Genomic DNA, 16809 nt, shown 5'->3' with positions numbered 1-16809 from the left:
CGATGGGCTACCGCATCCTGGAGCCGGACGACGTCTCCGCGTACCTGCGCGAGCGCGGCCACTGGAGTGGGGGAGACCTCGACGTGCGCGAGGTCTCCGACGGAAACATGAACCGCGTCTTCCTCGCCACCTCCGCCGACGGCACCCGGGGCCTCGCCGTCAAGCAGGCCCTGCCCTGGGTCCGCGTGGCAGGCCCCTCCTGGCCGATGAGCCCCGAGCGCGCCGACGCGGAGGCCCGCGCCTACGAGCAGGTCGCCAAGGTCGCCCCGGACAAGATCCCAGCGATCCACGGCTACGACGCCGAGAACTACGCCCTCGTCATGGAGGACATGTCCGACCTGGAGGTCCTGCGCACGGTCCTCAACGAGGGCGGGTCGTACGGCCCGGACACCTCCGCCCGGATCGGCGAGTTCGTCGCCCAACTCTCCTTCGCCACCAGCGACTTCGGCATGTCCTCCGCCGACCGCAAGGCGCTGATCGCGGCCTCGGTGAGCCCCGAGCTGTGCAAGATCACCGAGGACGTGGTGCTCTCCGAGCCCTACATCGAGCACGAACACAACCACTGGCACCCGGAGTTGGCCGACCTGGCCGCCGAATTCCGTGCCGACGCCCGGCTGCGCACCGAGGTCGCGGACCTCCGCCATGTCTTCATGACGAGCGGTCAGGCCCTGCTCCACGGCGACCTGCACACCGGCAGCGTCATGGTCGGCGTACGCGAAGGCGCCCCGGTGGTACGGGTCTTCGACCCCGAGTTCTCCTTCGTCGGCCCGATCGGTTTCGACCTCGGTCTGTACTGGGCGAACACGCTCGTGTCTCAAGCGCGTGCGGCAGCCCTGGGTATCTACGGTGACCACGGGGACCAACTCCGGCTGTCCTGGGAGGCGTTCGAGTCCGAGTTCCGCCGTCTGTGGCCGACCCGCGTCGACACCTTCTTCGACGACGCCTACCTCGACCGCTTTCTGGCCCGACTCTGGACGGAGTCTCTCGGCTTCGCCGGCACGGAGATCATCCGCCGAATCATCGGCTTCGCCCACCTCACCGACCTGACGACCCTGACCGACCCGGTACCGGCCTCCCGCCGAGCCCTGCTTCTGGGACGTGAACTCATCCTCAGGCGAGCTGAGTTGACTGGCCCCGAGGACGTACGGGCCGTGATCGAGGCGCTCGGCTGAACACGGCGGGTATTCGCCCCCTCCGCCCCTTCCCGTCCCGTTCCTGGGGGCTGCGCCCCCAGACCCCCGCTATCGGCCTGAACGGCCTCGTCCTCAAACGCCGGACGGGCTAAAAGATCTCTAGCGCCGGCCGGGGAAAGATTCAGCCCCTCCGGCGTTTGAGGAGCGGGGTCTGGGGCGGAGCCCCAGGAGCAAGGGACGGGTAGGGGCGGAGGGGGCGAAAAAACACCGCCTCTCGCCCTTCGGCAGCACACACGTGAGGGGGCTCCCCCCCCGTGGGAGCCCCCTCACGTCACCGCAGGACCTACTTGTCGAGCAGGTCCTGAACCTTCCCCCGCACCTCGTCCGTCGCAAGCCCCCGAATCGTCAGCGTCGTACGCCGACGCAGCACGTCGTCCGCGGTCTCGGCCCACTCGTTGTCCCGGGCGTACACGACCTGCGCCCAGATCTCCGGGGCGTCGGGGTGAACCCGCTCGGCGAGCGACGCGTCGTCCTTCGCGAGCCGCGCGATGTCGAAGGCCAGCGAGCCGTAGTGGGTGGCGAGGTGCTTGGCGGTGTCGGCCCCCATGCGCGGCCCGGGCGCAGGCCCGTCGACGAGCAGGCGGTGCGCGACCGCGCGCGGATTGGCGACACCAGGCAGCGGCATCTTCTTCGGCAGCTCGGAGATCGGCTCGAAGTCCTCGCCCAGCGGGTGCCCGGGAAGCGACTCCAGCTTCTTCATGACGGTGCGGCCGATGTGCCGGAAGGTGGTCCACTTGCCGCCCGCGACGGACAGCATCCCGCCACGGCCCTCCGTGACGACCGTCTCGCGCTTGGCCTTCGAGGTGTCGCCGGGCCCGCCGGGCAGCACGCGCAGACCGGCGAAGGAGTACGTGATCAGGTCACGGGAGAGCTGCTGGTCGCGGATGGAGAACGCGGCCTCGTCCAGGATCTGGGATATGTCCTTCTCGTTGACCGCGACGTCCGCCGGGTCGCCCTCGTACTCCTCGTCGGTGGTGCCGAGCAGCAGCATGTCCTCCCAGGGGAGGGCGAAGGTGATGCGGTACTTGTCGATGGGGGTGGCGAGCGCGGCCTTCCAGGGGGCGGTGCGCTTCAGGACCAGGTGCGCGCCCTTCGACAGGCGGATGGACGGCGCCGCGTTCGGGTCCTCCAGCTTGCGCAGGTGGTCGACCCACGGGCCGGTCGCGTTCAGGACCAGGCGCGCGGAGACACCGAACTCGTCACCGGAGAGACGGTCCTTGAGCTCCGCGCCGGTCACCCGGCCATTGGTGAAGCGCAGCCCGGTGACCTCGGCGTGGTTGAGGACGACGGCACCGGACTCGACGGCCGCGCGGACCGTCATCAGGGCCATCCGGGAGTCGTTCATCTGGTCGTCGCCGTACACGGCCACGGCCTTGAGGTTGTCGGTGCGCAGCTCGGGCACGTCCTGCGCGGCCTTCGAGGGGCTCAGCAGGTGCCCGACGCCGTCCCCGAAGCCGGACAGCGCCGAGTACGCGAACACACCGGCACCGAGCTTCGCGGCGCCGTGCGGGCCGCCCTTGTACACGGGGAGGTAGAAGGTCAGCGGGTTCGCCAGGTGGGGGGCCACCTGGCGGGAGACCGCACGGCGCTCGAAGTGGTTCTCCGCCACCAGCTTCACCGCGCCGGTCTGCAGGTAGCGCAGACCGCCGTGGAGAAGCTTGGAGGAGGCGGACGAGGTGGCACCGGCGAAGTCGCCGGCGTCCACCAGTGCCACCCGCAGCCCGGACTGCGCGGCATGCCAGGCGGTGGAGATGCCCAGGATGCCGCCGCCGATGACGAGAAGGTCGTACGACGCCTTGGAGAGCTGCTCCCGGGTCTCGGCGCGACTCACCGCTTTGGAATCGGACACAGCCGAGCCGGAGGCCGGGCGCGTACCGAGGGCAGGTACGGACTGCTGGGTGGACTGAGTGGTCATGCGGGTTCTTACTCCTCGGCAGAGTCGTCATCGAGCCAGCCCATGGACCGCTCGACGGCCTTGAGCCAGCTCTTGTACTCACGGTCGCGAGTCTCCGCGGCCATGTTGGGGGTCCATTCCGCGGCCCGGCGCCAGTTGGCGCGCAGGTCTTCGGTGTTGGTCCAGAAGCCGACGGCGAGACCGGCGGCGTAGGCGGCGCCGAGGCAGGTGGTCTCGGCGACCATCGGGCGCACCACGGGGGCGTCCAGGACGTCGGCCAGGGTCTGCATCAGCAGGTTGTTGGAGGTCATGCCGCCGTCGACCTTGAGGGCCGTGAGCTCGACGCCCGAGTCCTTGGTCATGGCGTCGCTGACGTCACGGGTCTGCCAGGCGGTGGCCTCCAGGACGGCGCGCGCGATGTGCGCCTTGGTGACATAGCGGGTCAGACCGGTGATCACACCGCGGGCGTCGGGACGCCAGTACGGGGCGAAGAGACCGGAGAAGGCCGGCACGAAGTAGGCACCGCCGTTGTCCTCGACCGAGGACGCGAGCGTCTCGATCTCGGCGGCTGACTTGATCAGGCCCATCTGGTCGCGCATCCACTGCACCAGCGAACCGGTGACGGCGATGGAGCCCTCAAGGGCGTAGACCGGCTTCTGGTCGCCGATCTGGTAGCCCACGGTGGTCAGCAGCCCGCTGTAGGAGTTGATGACCTTGTGACCGGTGTTCATCAGCATGAAGGTGCCGGTGCCGTACGTGGACTTGGCCTCGCCCTCGGAGAAACAGGTCTGGCCGAACAGGGCCGCCTGCTGGTCGCCGAGCGCGGAGGCGACGGGGATGCCGCCGAGCAGCTCGCCGAGCCTGCCGCCGGTGATCTCGCCGTACACCTCGGCGGAGGACCGGATCTCGGGCAGCATGTTCAGCGGAACGCCGATGGACTCGGCGATCTTCGGGTCCCACTGCATGGTGTGCAGGTTCATCAGCATGGTGCGGGAGGCGTTGGTGACGTCGGTGACGTGCCGGCCGCCGTTGACACCGCCCGTCAGGTTCCAGATGACCCAGCTGTCCATGGTGCCGAAGAGGATGTCGCCGGCCTCGGCGCGCTCGCGCAGGCCCTCGACGTTGTCGAGGAGCCAGCGGGCCTTGGGACCGGCGAAGTACGAGGCGAGCGGCAGGCCCGTCTCGCGGCGGAAGCGGTCCTGGCCGACGTTGCGGCCGAGCTCCTTGCAGAGCGCGTCCGTGCGGGTGTCCTGCCAGACGAGCGCGTTGTGGACGGGCTCACCGGTGTTCTTGTCCCACAGCAGCGTGGTCTCACGCTGGTTGGTGATGCCGATGGCCTTGATGTCGTCGCGGGTGATGCCGGCCTTCTCGATGGCCGAGGCGACGACCTCCTGGACGTTGGTCCAGATCTCGGTGGCGTTGTGCTCGACCCAGCCCGGCTTCGGGAAGATCTGCTCGTGCTCCTTCTGGTCGACGGAGACGATGCGGCCGTCCCGGTCGAAGACGATGCAACGGCTGGACGTGGTGCCCTGGTCGATCGCCGCAATGAACGGCCCTGTGCCGTGGGAGGAAGTGCCTGCGGTGTGTGCGTCGGTCACGGTGTGCTCCTGAAGTTCCGTGTGAAGGGGCCTGAAGGGGGCTGTATCTACGGCGCGCTGCTGTTCAGAGTTGCTGTGGGGAAAGCGGCTCTCAAGCGATGCTCTTAAGCAAAGGCGACGTTGTATATGCCCGCAGCGATCGCGCCGCCGATCAGTGGACCGACGACCGGGATCCAGGCGTAGCTCCAGTCGGAACCGCCCTTGTTGGGCAGGGGGAGCAGGGCGTGCACGATACGCGGGCCGAGGTCACGGGCCGGGTTGATCGCGTAGCCGGTCGGGCCACCGAGGGAGAGGCCGATGCTCACCACGACGAGCGCGGTGATCAGGGCGCCCAGGGTGCCGAGGCCGTCGCCGTTGCCGTTCAGGCCCTGCGTGAGGATCGCGAGGATGAGCACGAAGGTGCCGATGATCTCGGTGGCGAGGTTCTGCACCACGTTCCGGATCTCCGGGCCGGTGGAGAAGATGCCGAGCACGGGGCCCGCGCCCTTCTCCTCCGCCTCGACGGCCTTGGTCTTCGCGCCGGGTTCGCCGACGATCTCGGGGTCCGTGAGGTGCGCGTGGAACTGGCCGTAGTAGGCGACCCAGACCAGTGCGGCACCGATCATGGCGCCGAGCAGCTGACCTGCCCAGTAGATGGGGACGTCGTCCCATCCGCCGTCCTTGATCGCGAGCGCGAGTGTCACGGCCGGGTTGAGGTGGGCGCCGGAAAGGGGCGCCGAGATGTACACCGCGGTCAGTACCGCGAAACCCCACCCGAAGGCGATGGCGAGCCACCCGGCGTTGCGTGCCTTGGAGGCCTTCAGAGTGACGGCGGCGCACACGCCACCGCCGAGCAGGATGAGAACGGCGGTACCGATGGTCTCGCCGATGAAGATGTCGGAGCTGGACACCCGCGACTCCTTTGTCCTTCGTCCAGGGGAAGCCGAACCCCGGGTCCCACCGGTGGTTCGTTGCTCTCAGGGAGAGAGAGCGATGCGGCCCTTGGCGTTGTCACACTCTAGCGCGTATTGCCGTTAGGTGTTCGACAATGCCGACCGATGGACGCGAGTCTTGCTCTCGTGTTACCGGCACGTCAAGAGCTCTGTTCTCGAAAACGCGATCGTTACGGATTGCCGTGAGCTGTCGATCTTGTGAGCGAACGACGAAGGCCGGGACGCCCTTGGCATCCCGGCCTTCTCTTGTACGAACCTCAGAAAACTGTGAGTTTCAGAACCGTCCGGCGCCCAGGTCCCGCGACACCGCGCGGGCGCAGTCCCGTACCGCCGCGATCAGCTCGGGGCGCAGCTCGCCGTCCTTGCAGACCCGCTCCACGGCCCCGGTGATGCCCACCGCGCCGACCGGCATGCGCCGCCGGTTGTAGATGGGGGCGGCGACCGAGGCCACGCCCGTCCAGGTCTCCTCGACGTCGTCGGCGTACCCGCGCGCGCGGGTCAGGTCGAGCACGACCTCGAACTCGTCCAGCTCGCTCGTCGTACGCGCCGTGAACACCTTGCGCTCGGCCTCCAGGACCTCGCTGTGGGCGACCGGATCGTATGCGGACAGGACCTTGCCCAGCGCCGTGGAGTGCAGCGGCTGCATGGCCCCGACCTCCAGCACCTGACGGCTGTCGTCCGGTCGGAACACGTGGTGCACGATCAGTACGCCCTGCTGGTGGAGCACGCCCAGATAGACGCTCTCGCCGCTGGAGCGGGCCAGATCGTCCGTCCAGACCAGGGCGCGCGCCCGCAGCTCGTGCACGTCGAGATAGGTGGTCCCGAGCCGCAGCAGTTCGGCTCCCAGCTGATAGCGCCCGGATGCGCCGTCCTGCTCGACGAAGCCCTCCTGCTGAAGGGTCCGCAATATGCCGTGCGCAGTACCCTTGGCCAGACCGAGCGAGGAGGCGATGTCCGACAGGCCGAGCTGCCGCTCGCCGCCCGCGAGGAGCCGCAGCATCGCTGCCGCCCGTTCGAGCGACTGGATGTTCCGTGCCATCGCCGTGCTGCCTCCGTCCCCTTCGACCGACGGCGCGCGATTCACTGCCGCCGTTCGGCAATGTCGAACACTACCGGTCCATGGCTACCTCCCGCTAATGGATGGTCGCCACATATTTCGTCCGTCTGAGCTCCGCCGTCGCGTGCGCCACGCGGGTCCGTCCCGTGGACGCCCCTGACCCTACGGCCGCGCTCCGGGCTACCCTGACGGCGTGCGCCTTCCATGGGAAGCGCAAAGCCGACAGCCGTCGCACTCCAGGGAGCACCTTCATGGCCTCGTTGCCGAACCCGTCCCTTCCGTCCGAGCTTTCCGAGAGCCGGGCGCGCACCGACGCACTCCGCCAGGCCCTCGCCACCCGTGTCGTGGTGGCCGACGGCGCGATGGGCACGATGCTTCAGGCGCAGGATCCGACGCTGGAGGACTTCCAGAATCTCGAGGGCTGCAACGAGATTCTGAACGTCACCCGCCCCGACATCGTCCGGTCCGTCCACGAGGAGTACTTCTCCGTGGGCGTGGACTGCGTCGAGACCAACACCTTCGGATCGAACCACTCGGCGGCCGGCGAGTACGACATCGCCGACCGCATCTTCGAACTGTCCGAGTCGGGCGCCCGGATCGCCCGCGAGGTCGCCGACGAGTTCGGCGCCAAGGACGGCCGCCAGCGCTGGGTGCTGGGCTCGATCGGTCCGGGCACCAAGCTGCCGTCGCTCGGCCACATCGCGTACGACGTACTGCGCGACGGCTACCAGCAGAACGCCGAGGGCCTGCTCGCCGGTGGCGCGGACGCCCTGATCGTGGAGACCACGCAGGACCTGCTGCAGACCAAGTCGAGTCTGGTCGGCGCGCGCCGTGCGATGGACGCCCTGGGCCTGGAAGTGCCGCTGATCTGCTCGCTCGCCTTTGAGACCACCGGCGTCATGCTGCTCGGCTCGGAGATCGGTGCGGCGCTCACGGCGCTGGAGCCGCTCGGCATCGACCTCATCGGCCTGAACTGCTCGACGGGCCCGGCCGAGATGAGCGAGCACCTGCGCTATCTGGCCCGCCACTCGCGTACGCCGCTGATGTGCATGCCGAACGCGGGCCTGCCCATCCTCACCAAGGACGGCGCGTACTTCCCGCTCACCCCGCCCGAGATGGCCGACGCGCAGGAGAACTTCGTCCGCGACTACGGCCTCCAGCTGGTCGGCGGCTGCTGCGGCTCGACGCCGGAGCACCTGCGCCAGGTCGTCGAGCGGGTGCGCGGCACGGCCCCGGGGGCACGTGACCCGCGCCCCGAGCCGGGCGCCGCTTCGCTCTATCAGACGGTGCCGTTCCGCCAGGACACCGCGTACATGGCGATCGGTGAGCGGACGAACGCCAACGGGTCGAAGAAGTTCCGCGAGGCCATGCTGGAGGCCCGCTGGGACGACTGTGTGGAGATGGCGCGGGACCAGATCCGTGAGGGAGCGCACATGCTCGACCTGTGCGTGGACTACGTGGGCCGGGACGGCGTCGCGGACATGAAGGAGCTGGCAGGCCGCTTCGCGACCGCCTCCACCCTTCCCCTCGTGCTGGACTCCACCGAGGTCGACGTGCTGCGCGCCGGGCTGGAGAAGCTCGGCGGCCGTGCGGTGATCAACTCGGTCAACTACGAGGACGGCGACGGCCCGGAGTCGCGCTTCGCGAAGGTCACCCGGCTCGCGCAGGAGCACGGTGCGGCGCTGATCGCGCTGACCATCGACGAGGAGGGCCAGGCCCGCACCGTCGAGCACAAGGTCGCCATCGCCGAGCGCCTGATCGAGGATCTGACCGGGAACTGGGGCATCCACGAGTCGGACATCCTCATCGACACCCTGACCTTCACCATCTGCACAGGCCAGGAGGAGTCCCGCAAGGACGGCATCGCGACGATCGGGGCGATCCGCGAACTGAAGCGGCGTCACCCGGACGTCCAGACCACCCTCGGACTGTCGAACATCTCCTTCGGCCTCAACCCGGCCGCCCGGATCCTCCTCAACTCGGTGTTCCTGGACGAGTGCGTGAAGGCCGGCCTGGACTCCGCGATCGTGCACGCGAGCAAGATCCTGCCGATCGCCCGGTTCACCGAGGAAGAGGTGCAGACCGCCCTCGACCTCATTCACGACCGCCGCGCCGAGGGTTATGACCCGCTGCAGAAGCTGATGGCCCTGTTCGAGGGCGCCACCACCAAGTCCCTGAAGGCGGGCCGGGCGGAGGAACTGGCCGCACTGCCGCTGGACGAGCGGCTCAAGCGGCGCATCATCGAGGGCGAGAAGAACGGCCTCGAAGCCGACCTCGCCGAAGCCCTGCAGACCCGCCCCGCCCTCGACATCGTCAACGACACGCTGCTGGACGGCATGAAGGTGGTCGGCGAGCTGTTCGGCTCGGGCCAGATGCAGCTGCCGTTCGTGCTGCAGTCCGCCGAGGTCATGAAGACCGCGGTCGCCTATCTCGAACCGCACATGGAGAAGTCGGACGCGGAGGGCAAGGGCACCATCGTGCTGGCCACGGTGCGCGGCGACGTCCATGACATCGGCAAGAACCTGGTCGACATCATCCTGTCGAACAACGGCTACAACGTGGTCAACCTGGGCATCAAGCAGCCGGTGTCGGCGATCCTGGACGCGGCCCAGGAGCACCGGGCCGATGTGATCGGGATGTCGGGGCTGCTGGTCAAGTCGACGGTGATCATGAAGGAGAACCTTCAGGAGCTCAACCAGCGCAAGATGGCCGCCGACTACCCGGTCATCCTCGGCGGCGCCGCTCTCACCCGCGCCTACGTCGAGCAGGACCTGTACGAGATCTACGAGGGCGAAGTCCGCTACGCCCGCGACGCCTTCGAGGGCCTGCGTCTCATGGACGCGCTGATCGGGGTCAAGCGGGGCGTGCCCGGAGCCGTGCTGCCCGAGCTGAAGCAGCGCCGGGTGCGTCCGGCGGTCGCTGCCGCCGAGGTCGAGGAGCACCCCGAAGAAGGACACGTCCGCTCCGACGTCGCCGTCGACAACCCCGTGCCCACCCCGCCCTTCGCGGGCACCCGCGTGATCAAGGGCATCCAGCTCAAGGAGTACGCCTCCTGGCTCGACGAGGGGGCGCTCTTCAAGGGCCAGTGGGGCCTGAAGCAGGCCCGCGCGGGCGATGGACCGACGTACGAGGAACTGGTCGAGACGGAGGGGCGGCCCCGGCTGCGCGGTCTGCTGGACAAGCTGCAGACCGACAACCTGCTGGAAGCGGCCGTGGTCTACGGCTACTTCCCGTGCGTGTCCAAGGACGACGACCTGATCATCCTGGACGACGCCGGGAACGAGCGGACCCGCTTCACCTTCCCGCGCCAGCGCCGCGGCCGCCGACTGTGCCTGGCCGACTTCTTCCGCCCGGAGGAGTCCGGCGAGATCGACGTCGTCGGCCTCCAGGTCGTCACCATGGGTTCCCGGATCGGCGAGGAGACCGCCAAGCTCTTCGAGTCCAACTCCTACCGGGACTACCTCGAACTGCACGGTCTGTCCGTCCAGTTGGCCGAGGCGCTCGCCGAGTACTGGCACGCCCGGGTCCGCTCCGAACTCGGCTTCGCCGGCGAGGACCCGGACGCGATGGAGGACATGTTCGCCCTGAAGTACCGGGGCGCCCGCTTCTCCCTCGGCTACGGCGCCTGCCCCAACCTGGAGGACCGCGCCAAGATCGCCCAGCTCCTCGAGCCGGAGCGCATCGGCGTCGTGCTCTCCGAGGAGTTCCAGCTGCACCCCGAGCAGTCCACCGACGCGATCATGATCCACCACCCGGAGGCGAAGTACTTCAACGCGCGCTGATCGGACACGACGTACACTGGTCGGTCCACTGCAGGCCGGTTGCCCCTTTGGCAAAAAAGGGCGACCGGCCTGATCGTCCCTCAAGGAGGTGCGCCCGGATGACCAGTACGGTCCCCGCGCTCGGTACCCGTACGGCCGAAGGCTCTGCCCTGGAGGCCGTGCTCCTCGACATGGACGGCACTCTGGTGGACACCGAGGGCTTCTGGTGGGAGGTGGAGGCCGAGGTCTTCGCGTCCCTCGGTCATGTGCTCGACGAGTCCTGGCGCCATGTGGTGGTCGGCGGCCCGATGACCCGCAGCGCCGGCTTCCTCATCGAGGCCACCGGCGCCGACATCACCGTCGCCGAGCTGACGGTGCTGCTGAACGACGGGTTCGAGGCCCGGATCGGCCACTCGCTGCCGCTGATGCCGGGGGCGGCCAGACTGCTCGCCGAACTGGCGGCGCACGAGATCCCCACCGCCCTGGTCTCCGCCTCGCACCGGCGCATCATCGACCGCATCCTGACCTCGCTCGGCCCCCAGCACTTCGCGCTGACCGTGGCGGGCGACGAGGTGGAGCGGACCAAGCCGTTCCCCGACCCGTATCTGCTGGCCGCCGCGGGGCTCGGCGCGGCACCGGCCCGGTGCGCTGTCATCGAGGACACCGCGACGGGCGTGGCAGCCGCCGAGGCCGCCGGCTGCCACGTGGTCGCCGTGCCCTCGATCGCCCCCATCGCGCCAGCCGCCCGGCGCACCGTCGTGACCTCCCTGGAAGAGGTCGACCTGCCTTTTCTCCGCGGCCTGATGACGGAAATGCGCTAGACGTTCACCCAGCGTGCGGAACCGAATGCGCGAATAGGCCCCGAGCGACTCCCGGAGAACCGCCGGTGGATCTGCGACGGAACCCCCTGAGGGAATTCAATCCCGGCGGGATGGCTGAATTCCGGTGCTCCCCGGCTGAGTTGATGCTGTGAGGTTCGCCACTCGCCGAGGGGTCGACATCGGGTCTGGCATATGCCATCGACACCCTTTGGGGGGTGGGTGACGTGCCCTTGTGTCCCGATTGGTGAAAGCCTGCACGAATCCTTCCACTGCCGCGTTATCGGTGTGTCCACGCCCGGTCTCGCAGCGTGATGGGAGCTCAACTCCAGTCACTGGGGGCCTCAGTGGCCGTGCGGACTAATGTCATCGCGAGAACATCGCCGTATCCCTGTGACCCCGCAACACCACCCCTGTATGCCGGGCCGCGGAATCTACAGCTCTGGAGAAACTCGAGCATGAACCGCAAGACTTTGGTGCTGCCGGCCGTGATCGGCCTGCTCGCCCCGGTGCTCGCCGCTTGTGGGGGGTCCGGCAGTGGGGGCGACAGCGGCGACCCCATCGTCGTCGGTACCACCGACCGGTTCATCGCCTCGAAGGATGCCCCGGCTCCCCTCGACCCGGCGTACGCCTACGACGTCGGCAGCTGGAACATTCTCCGTCAGACCGTGCAGACGCTGATGATCATCCCGCGCGGTGACGGAGAGCCCCAGCCCGAGGCCGCCGAGGAGTGCGGCTTCACCGACACGGGCAACGAGCGCTACGCCTGCACCCTGCGCAAGGACCTGAAGTTCGCGAACGGCGACCCCGTCACCGCGAAGGACGTCAAGTACTCGATCGACCGCGCCATGGCGATCCAGGCCGACAGTGGTGTGTTCGCGCTGCTGTCCACGGTCGACACCGTCGAGACCCAGGGCGACCGCGAGGTGATCTTCCACCTCAAGACCGCGGACGCCACCTTCCCGTTCAAGCTGTCGACCCCGGTCGCCGGCATCGTCAACCCCGACGACTACGAGAAGGACAAGCTGCGCGACGGCTTCAGCATCGACGGCTCCGGCCCGTACACGTTCAAGGCCGAGGTGAAGGACGACGAGCTCGTCAACGGCGTCTTCACCAAGAACCCCAACTACAAGGGTGTTCTGACGGTCAAGAACAGCCAGGTCGAGATGCGCTCCTTCTCGGACGCCGACACCATGGGCACCGCGCTCAACAAGGGCGACATCGATCTGATGACCCGCTCGATGTCGCCGGAGCAGATCAAGAAGCTCGGCGCGGCCACGGACAGCGACATCGACCTGATCGAGATGCCCGGCCTCGAGATCCGCTACCTGGCCTTCAACACCGACGACCCGGCGGTCAAGTCCACGGCCGTCCGCCAGGCCATGGCCCAGGTCATCAACCGCAGTGAGCTCGTCTCCAAGGTGTACGGCACGGGCGCCGACCCGCTCTACTCGCTGGTCCCCGCCACCATCACCGGTCACTCCAACTCGTTCTTCAACAAGTACGGGGACCCGAGCGTCACCAAGGCCGAGGCGATGCTGACCGCGGCCGACATCACCACCCCGGTGAAGCTCACCCTGAACTACACGACCGACCACTACGGCTCGGTCACCGCGGACGAGTTCGAGCAGCTGAAGCAGCAGCTCAACGCCACCGGCCTGTTCGACGTCGACATCAAGGGCACGCCCTGGGACACCTTCGTCCCGGCCGAGCGCAAGGGCGAGTACGAGGTCTACGGCATGGGCTGGTTCCCGGACTTCCCGGACGCCGACAACTACCTCGCGCCGTTCCTCGACAAGGACAACTTCCTCAAGTCGCCGTACGCGAACAGCACGATCATCGACAGCCTGATCCCGGAGTCCCGGCGCGAGGCCGACCGCCTCACCGCCTCGAAGAGCATCACCGAGATCCAGGACATCGTGGCCAAGGACGTACCGGTGCTGCCGCTGTGGCAGGGCAAGCAGTACATCGCCGCGCGGGACGACATCACCGGTGCCGAGTGGGCGCTCAACTCCTCCTCGACCCTCCAGCTGTGGGAGCTCGGCCGCGGAGTGAGCGGCTGACCCGGCTTGCCGTCGCCGGGCCTGCCCGCAGGCCCGGCGCCCGCTCGATCCGGTGCTCCGCGATCCGGTGCCCCGAGATCCGGCACTCTTGAGAACCAACGACAAGGCACACGCACGTGAACATGCGCAACCAGTGGCCAGTCCTGTCCGTCGCGACGGGGCTGGCCGTCGGCCTGCTCGCCGGCTGCGGCTCGCAGTCGGGCGGCTCCGGGGGCAGCGGCTCCTCCATCGTGATGGGGATGTCCGACGACGTCCTGGCCACCGACCCGGCGTCCGGTTACGACCCGGGCTCCTGGCTGCTGTTCAACAACGTCTTCCAGTCGCTGCTGAGCTTCCCCAAGGGCGGTACGGAGCCCGAGCCCGAGGCCGCCAAGGAGTGCTCGTTCACGGACACCGCCACGAAGGTTTACTCGTGCACCTTGCAGAGCGGGCTGAAGTTCAGCAACGGTGACGCGCTCACCTCTGAGGACGTCAAGTTCTCCTTCGACCGCATGCTGAAGATCAACGACGACGCCGGTCCCGCGATCATGTTCCCGATGCTCGACACGGTGGAGACACCGGACGCCAAGACCGTCGTCTTCAAGCTCAAGTACGCCGACGCCACCTTCCCGAGCAAGATCGCCTCCGGCGCCGGCTCGATCGTGGACCACCAGCAGTACGCGGACAACGGACTGCGCACGGACAACGAGGCGGTCGGCTCGGGCCCGTACAAGCTGGAATCGTTCGGCGAGAACGAGGCCGTCTTCTCCGTCAACGAGAGCTACAAGGGCACCGCCAAGGTGAAGAACTCCGGCGTGACGCTGAAGTTCTTCCACGGCGACCAGACCGCCCTGAAGACCGCGCTCGAGAACAACGAGATCGACATCGCCTACCGAGGCCTCGCCGCCGACGACATCGCGGACATCGAGAGCGACACCTCCACCGGCACGGGCGTCAACGTCGTCGAGGGCACCAGCGCCGAAGTGCAGCACCTCGTCTTCAACATGGACGACCCGGTGGCGGGCCAACTCTCGGTGCGCAAGGCCATCGCCTACCTCCTCGACCGCGAAGCCCTGGTCGACGAGGTCTACCAGGACACGGCGACGCCGCTCTACTCGATCATCCCGGCCGGTATCGCGGGCCACAACACGGCCTTCTTCGACACCTACGGCGCCAGCCCCTCCCGCTCCAAGGCCCAGGCCGCGCTGCGCGCCGACGGCATCACCGACAAGGTGCAGCTGACCCTCTGGTCGACGCCGTCCCGCTACGGACCGTCCACCGACCAGGAGTTCAAGGCGATCGCCAAGCAGCTCAACGCCAGCGGACTCTTCGACGCGACCGTCAAGTCCGTCGCCTTCGACGAGTACGAGAAGGACATCGCCGACGGCAAGTACGGCGTGTACGTGAAGGGCTGGGTGCCCGACTACCCGGACCCGGACAACTTCACGGCGCCCTTCTTCGGCGAGGGCAACGTGCTGAGCAACAACTACACCAACAGCACGATCACCGGCCGGCTCATCCCGGAGACCGCCGCCGAGAGCAACCGCGCCTCGACCGAGGCCGACTACGGCAAGCTCCAGGACATCGTGGCCGACGAACTGCCGATCATCCCGCTCTGGCAGGCCAAGCAGTACGCAGTCGTCCGCGACAACGTCTACGGCCTGGAGTACTGCCTCGACGCCTCGACCGTCTTCCGCTTCTGGGAGATCAGCAAGGACTGACCCCGGCTCCGCGCACACAGAGGGCGGTCCCTTCCTCCCGGAGGAAGGGACCGCCCTCTGCGCTGTCGTACGGGTCTACTGCGCGCCGGGGCGCACCAACCCGCTCTCGTACGCGTACACCGCCGCCTGCACCCGGTCGCGCAGCCCCAACTTGGTGAGGACGTGCCCGACATGCGTCTTGACGGTGGTCTCGCTGACGAACAGGTCGGCGGCGATCTCGGCGTTGGACAGCCCGCGCGCCACCAGCTTGAGCACCTCGACCTCGCGGTCGGTCAGCGTGTGCAGCGTGTCCGGCACCGGATCGTCACCGGACGGCAGATGGCTCGCGTACTTGTCGAGCAGCCGGCGCGTGATGCTCGGCGCGAGCATCGCCTCGCCCGAGGCGACCACCCGGATCGCCTGCACCAGCTCATTGGCCGGTGCGTCCTTGAGCAGAAAGCCACTGGCGCCCGCGCGCAGCGCCTCCACCACATATTCGTCGAGGTCGAAGGTCGTCAGCACCAGCACCTTCGCCGGACCGTCCCGGCCGGGGCCGGTGATCTGCCGGGTCGCCTCGACACCGTCCATCCGCGGCATGCGGATGTCCATCAGAACCACATCGGGCTGCAGGGCGCGGACTTGGTCGAGCGCCTGGAGACCGTCGCCGGCCTCGCCGACGACCGCAAGGTCCTGCTCCGCTTCCAGGATCATCCGGAAGCCGGTGCGCAGCAGCGGCTGGTCATCGACCAGTAGGACGCGGATGGCCACGTAAGTCTCCTTCGCTAGTCCGGCCCCATTCTGCCCTGCGAGTCACCACCCGACTCCGGCGCCCTGACCGGCAGCGGATAGGGCGGGGGAGTACCGCCGAATTCCGGACATACCGCTTGGTGATCGCACCAGCCGCACAGTTTGGTGGGCCGGGGCCGCCACTCGCCCGTCTCGGTGGCCTCCCGGATCGCCTCCCACAGCGCGTGCAGCTTGCGCTCGACGCGCTCCAGGTCCTCGATCACCGGGTCGTACGTCAGGACGTCACCGCTGCCGAGATAGACGAGCTGGAGCCGACGCGGGACCACCTGCTTCAGCCGCCACACCACCAGGGCGTAGAACTTCATCTGGAACAGGGCACCCTCGGCGTACTCGGGCCTGGGGGCCTTGCCCGTCTTGTAGTCGACGATCCGCACCTCGCCCGTCGGCGCCACGTCGACACGGTCGATGATGCCGCGCAGCTTGAGCCCGGAGTCCAGCCGCGCCTCGACGAACAGCTCCCGCTCGGCGGGTTCGAGCCGCGTCGGGTCCTCCAGCGTGAACCAGCGCTCCACCAGCCGCTCGGCCTCGCCGAGCCAGCGCGCAAGACGCTCACCCTCGGGATCGTCCGCGAACAGCTCCACGACCTCGGGGCGGGTCTCGCGCAGCCGGTCCCACTGGCCGGGGATCAAGGACGTGGCACGCGGCGCCGTACGCTCCGTCGCAGGGGCGTCGAAGAGCCGCTCCAGCACCGCGTGCACCAGCGTGCCGCGGGTGGCCGCCTCGCTCGGCTTCTCGGGGAGCTTGTCGATCACCCGGAACCGGTAGAGCAGTGGACACTGCATGAAGTCGCTCGCGCGCGAGGGCGAGAGCGACGCCGGCGCCACGGCCGCCCGGGCCGCCACGGCTTCGCCGGGCTCGGCGCCGGTACCGGCCTCGACCACGCCCTCGGCACTGGTCTCCACGACGCCCTCGGTGCTGGTTTCCATGACGACAGACCTTACGGCTCACCACTGACAGTGACCCACCCACGGCTCGTGCGACGGCGCGGAAAACAGAGGGGGTGCCGG

Annotated in this window: 11 protein-coding genes; 5 read left to right on the top strand and 6 right to left on the bottom strand. The window is 68.4% G+C overall.

The window, feature by feature from the left end; all coding sequences use genetic code 11:
- Nucleotides 1-2 precede the first annotated feature (2 nt).
- Nucleotides 3-1172: an S-methyl-5-thioribose kinase gene (gene mtnK, locus OG219_RS10230; RefSeq protein ID WP_266825087.1), complete on the top strand. Its 1170-nt coding sequence runs from the start codon at nucleotides 3-5 to the stop codon at nucleotides 1170-1172.
- A gap of 304 nt (nucleotides 1173-1476) precedes the next feature.
- Here mtnK and OG219_RS10225 read toward each other — a convergent pair whose 3' ends face one another.
- The 4 genes from OG219_RS10225 to OG219_RS10210 all read right to left on the bottom strand — a co-directional run bounded on the left by OG219_RS10225 (nucleotide 1477) and on the right by OG219_RS10210 (nucleotide 6656).
- Complete coding sequence (locus tag OG219_RS10225; RefSeq protein WP_266825085.1) at nucleotides 1477-3108, bottom strand: glycerol-3-phosphate dehydrogenase/oxidase; 1632 nt, start codon at nucleotides 3106-3108, stop codon at nucleotides 1477-1479.
- Nucleotides 3109-3116: 8 nt separating this feature from the next.
- Nucleotides 3117-4685, bottom strand: coding sequence for a glycerol kinase GlpK (glpK, locus tag OG219_RS10220; protein ID WP_266825083.1), 1569 nt, complete (start codon nucleotides 4683-4685; stop codon nucleotides 3117-3119).
- A 104-nt stretch (nucleotides 4686-4789) separates the two neighbouring features.
- Complete coding sequence (locus tag OG219_RS10215; RefSeq protein WP_266825081.1) at nucleotides 4790-5575, bottom strand: MIP/aquaporin family protein; 786 nt, start codon at nucleotides 5573-5575, stop codon at nucleotides 4790-4792.
- A 316-nt stretch (nucleotides 5576-5891) separates the two neighbouring features.
- A complete protein-coding gene (locus OG219_RS10210; RefSeq protein WP_266825079.1) occupies nucleotides 5892-6656 on the bottom strand; it encodes an IclR family transcriptional regulator in 765 nt (254 codons plus the stop codon).
- A 269-nt stretch (nucleotides 6657-6925) separates the two neighbouring features.
- Here OG219_RS10210 and metH point away from each other — a divergent pair, with 269 nt between their 5' ends.
- The 4 genes from metH (at nucleotide 6926) to OG219_RS10190 (ending at nucleotide 15016) form a co-directional block, all read left to right on the top strand.
- A complete protein-coding gene (gene metH, locus OG219_RS10205; protein WP_266825077.1) occupies nucleotides 6926-10456 on the top strand; it encodes a methionine synthase in 3531 nt (1176 codons plus the stop codon).
- Nucleotides 10457-10554: 98 nt separating this feature from the next.
- Nucleotides 10555-11256, top strand: a complete 702-nt coding sequence (locus tag OG219_RS10200) for an HAD family phosphatase (protein WP_266825075.1) — start codon at nucleotides 10555-10557, stop codon at nucleotides 11254-11256.
- Nucleotides 11257-11711: 455 nt separating this feature from the next.
- The gene (locus OG219_RS10195) at nucleotides 11712-13316 is read left to right on the top strand and encodes an ABC transporter substrate-binding protein (protein ID WP_266825073.1); all 1605 of its coding nucleotides are present in this window, start codon (nucleotides 11712-11714) and stop codon (nucleotides 13314-13316) included.
- Nucleotides 13317-13432: 116 nt separating this feature from the next.
- Entirely contained in the window at nucleotides 13433-15016 is a 1584-nt protein-coding gene (locus OG219_RS10190) for an ABC transporter substrate-binding protein (RefSeq protein ID WP_266825071.1), read from the top strand.
- Between the two features lie 75 nt (nucleotides 15017-15091).
- Here the strand turns inward: OG219_RS10190 and OG219_RS10185 are convergent, their stop codons facing one another.
- Both OG219_RS10185 and OG219_RS10180 read right to left on the bottom strand, forming a co-directional pair.
- Nucleotides 15092-15763: a response regulator transcription factor gene (locus tag OG219_RS10185; RefSeq protein WP_266825069.1), complete on the bottom strand. Its 672-nt coding sequence runs from the start codon at nucleotides 15761-15763 to the stop codon at nucleotides 15092-15094.
- Between the two features lie 14 nt (nucleotides 15764-15777).
- Nucleotides 15778-16728, bottom strand: coding sequence for a PD-(D/E)XK nuclease family protein (locus OG219_RS10180; protein ID WP_266825067.1), 951 nt, complete (start codon nucleotides 16726-16728; stop codon nucleotides 15778-15780).
- Nucleotides 16729-16809 lie beyond the last annotated feature (81 nt).

It is taken from the genome of Streptomyces sp. NBC_00038 (genome assembly GCF_026343635.1).
Classification (GTDB): domain Bacteria; phylum Actinomycetota; class Actinomycetes; order Streptomycetales; family Streptomycetaceae; genus Streptomyces.
The sequence above is the reverse complement of the archived record's forward strand: the minus strand, read 5'-3'. Positions and strand labels throughout refer to the sequence as shown.

Bases quoted from the DNA above. Each gene is read 5' to 3' on its own strand.
- OG219_RS10210 (WP_266825079.1), bottom strand. From the start codon at position 6,656: ATGGCACGGAACATCCAGTCGCTCGAACGGGCGGCAGCGATGCTGCGG.
- OG219_RS10200 (WP_266825075.1), top strand. From the start codon at position 10,555: ATGACCAGTACGGTCCCCGCGCTCGGTACCCGTACGGCCGAAGGCTCT.
- OG219_RS10180 (WP_266825067.1), bottom strand. From the start codon at position 16,728: ATGGAAACCAGCACCGAGGGCGTCGTGGAGACCAGTGCCGAGGGCGTG.
- mtnK (WP_266825087.1), top strand. From the start codon at position 3: ATGGGCTACCGCATCCTGGAGCCGGACGACGTCTCCGCGTACCTGCGC.
- OG219_RS10195 (WP_266825073.1), top strand. From the start codon at position 11,712: ATGAACCGCAAGACTTTGGTGCTGCCGGCCGTGATCGGCCTGCTCGCC.
- OG219_RS10225 (WP_266825085.1), bottom strand. From the start codon at position 3,108: ATGACCACTCAGTCCACCCAGCAGTCCGTACCTGCCCTCGGTACGCGC.
- metH (WP_266825077.1), top strand. From the start codon at position 6,926: ATGGCCTCGTTGCCGAACCCGTCCCTTCCGTCCGAGCTTTCCGAGAGC.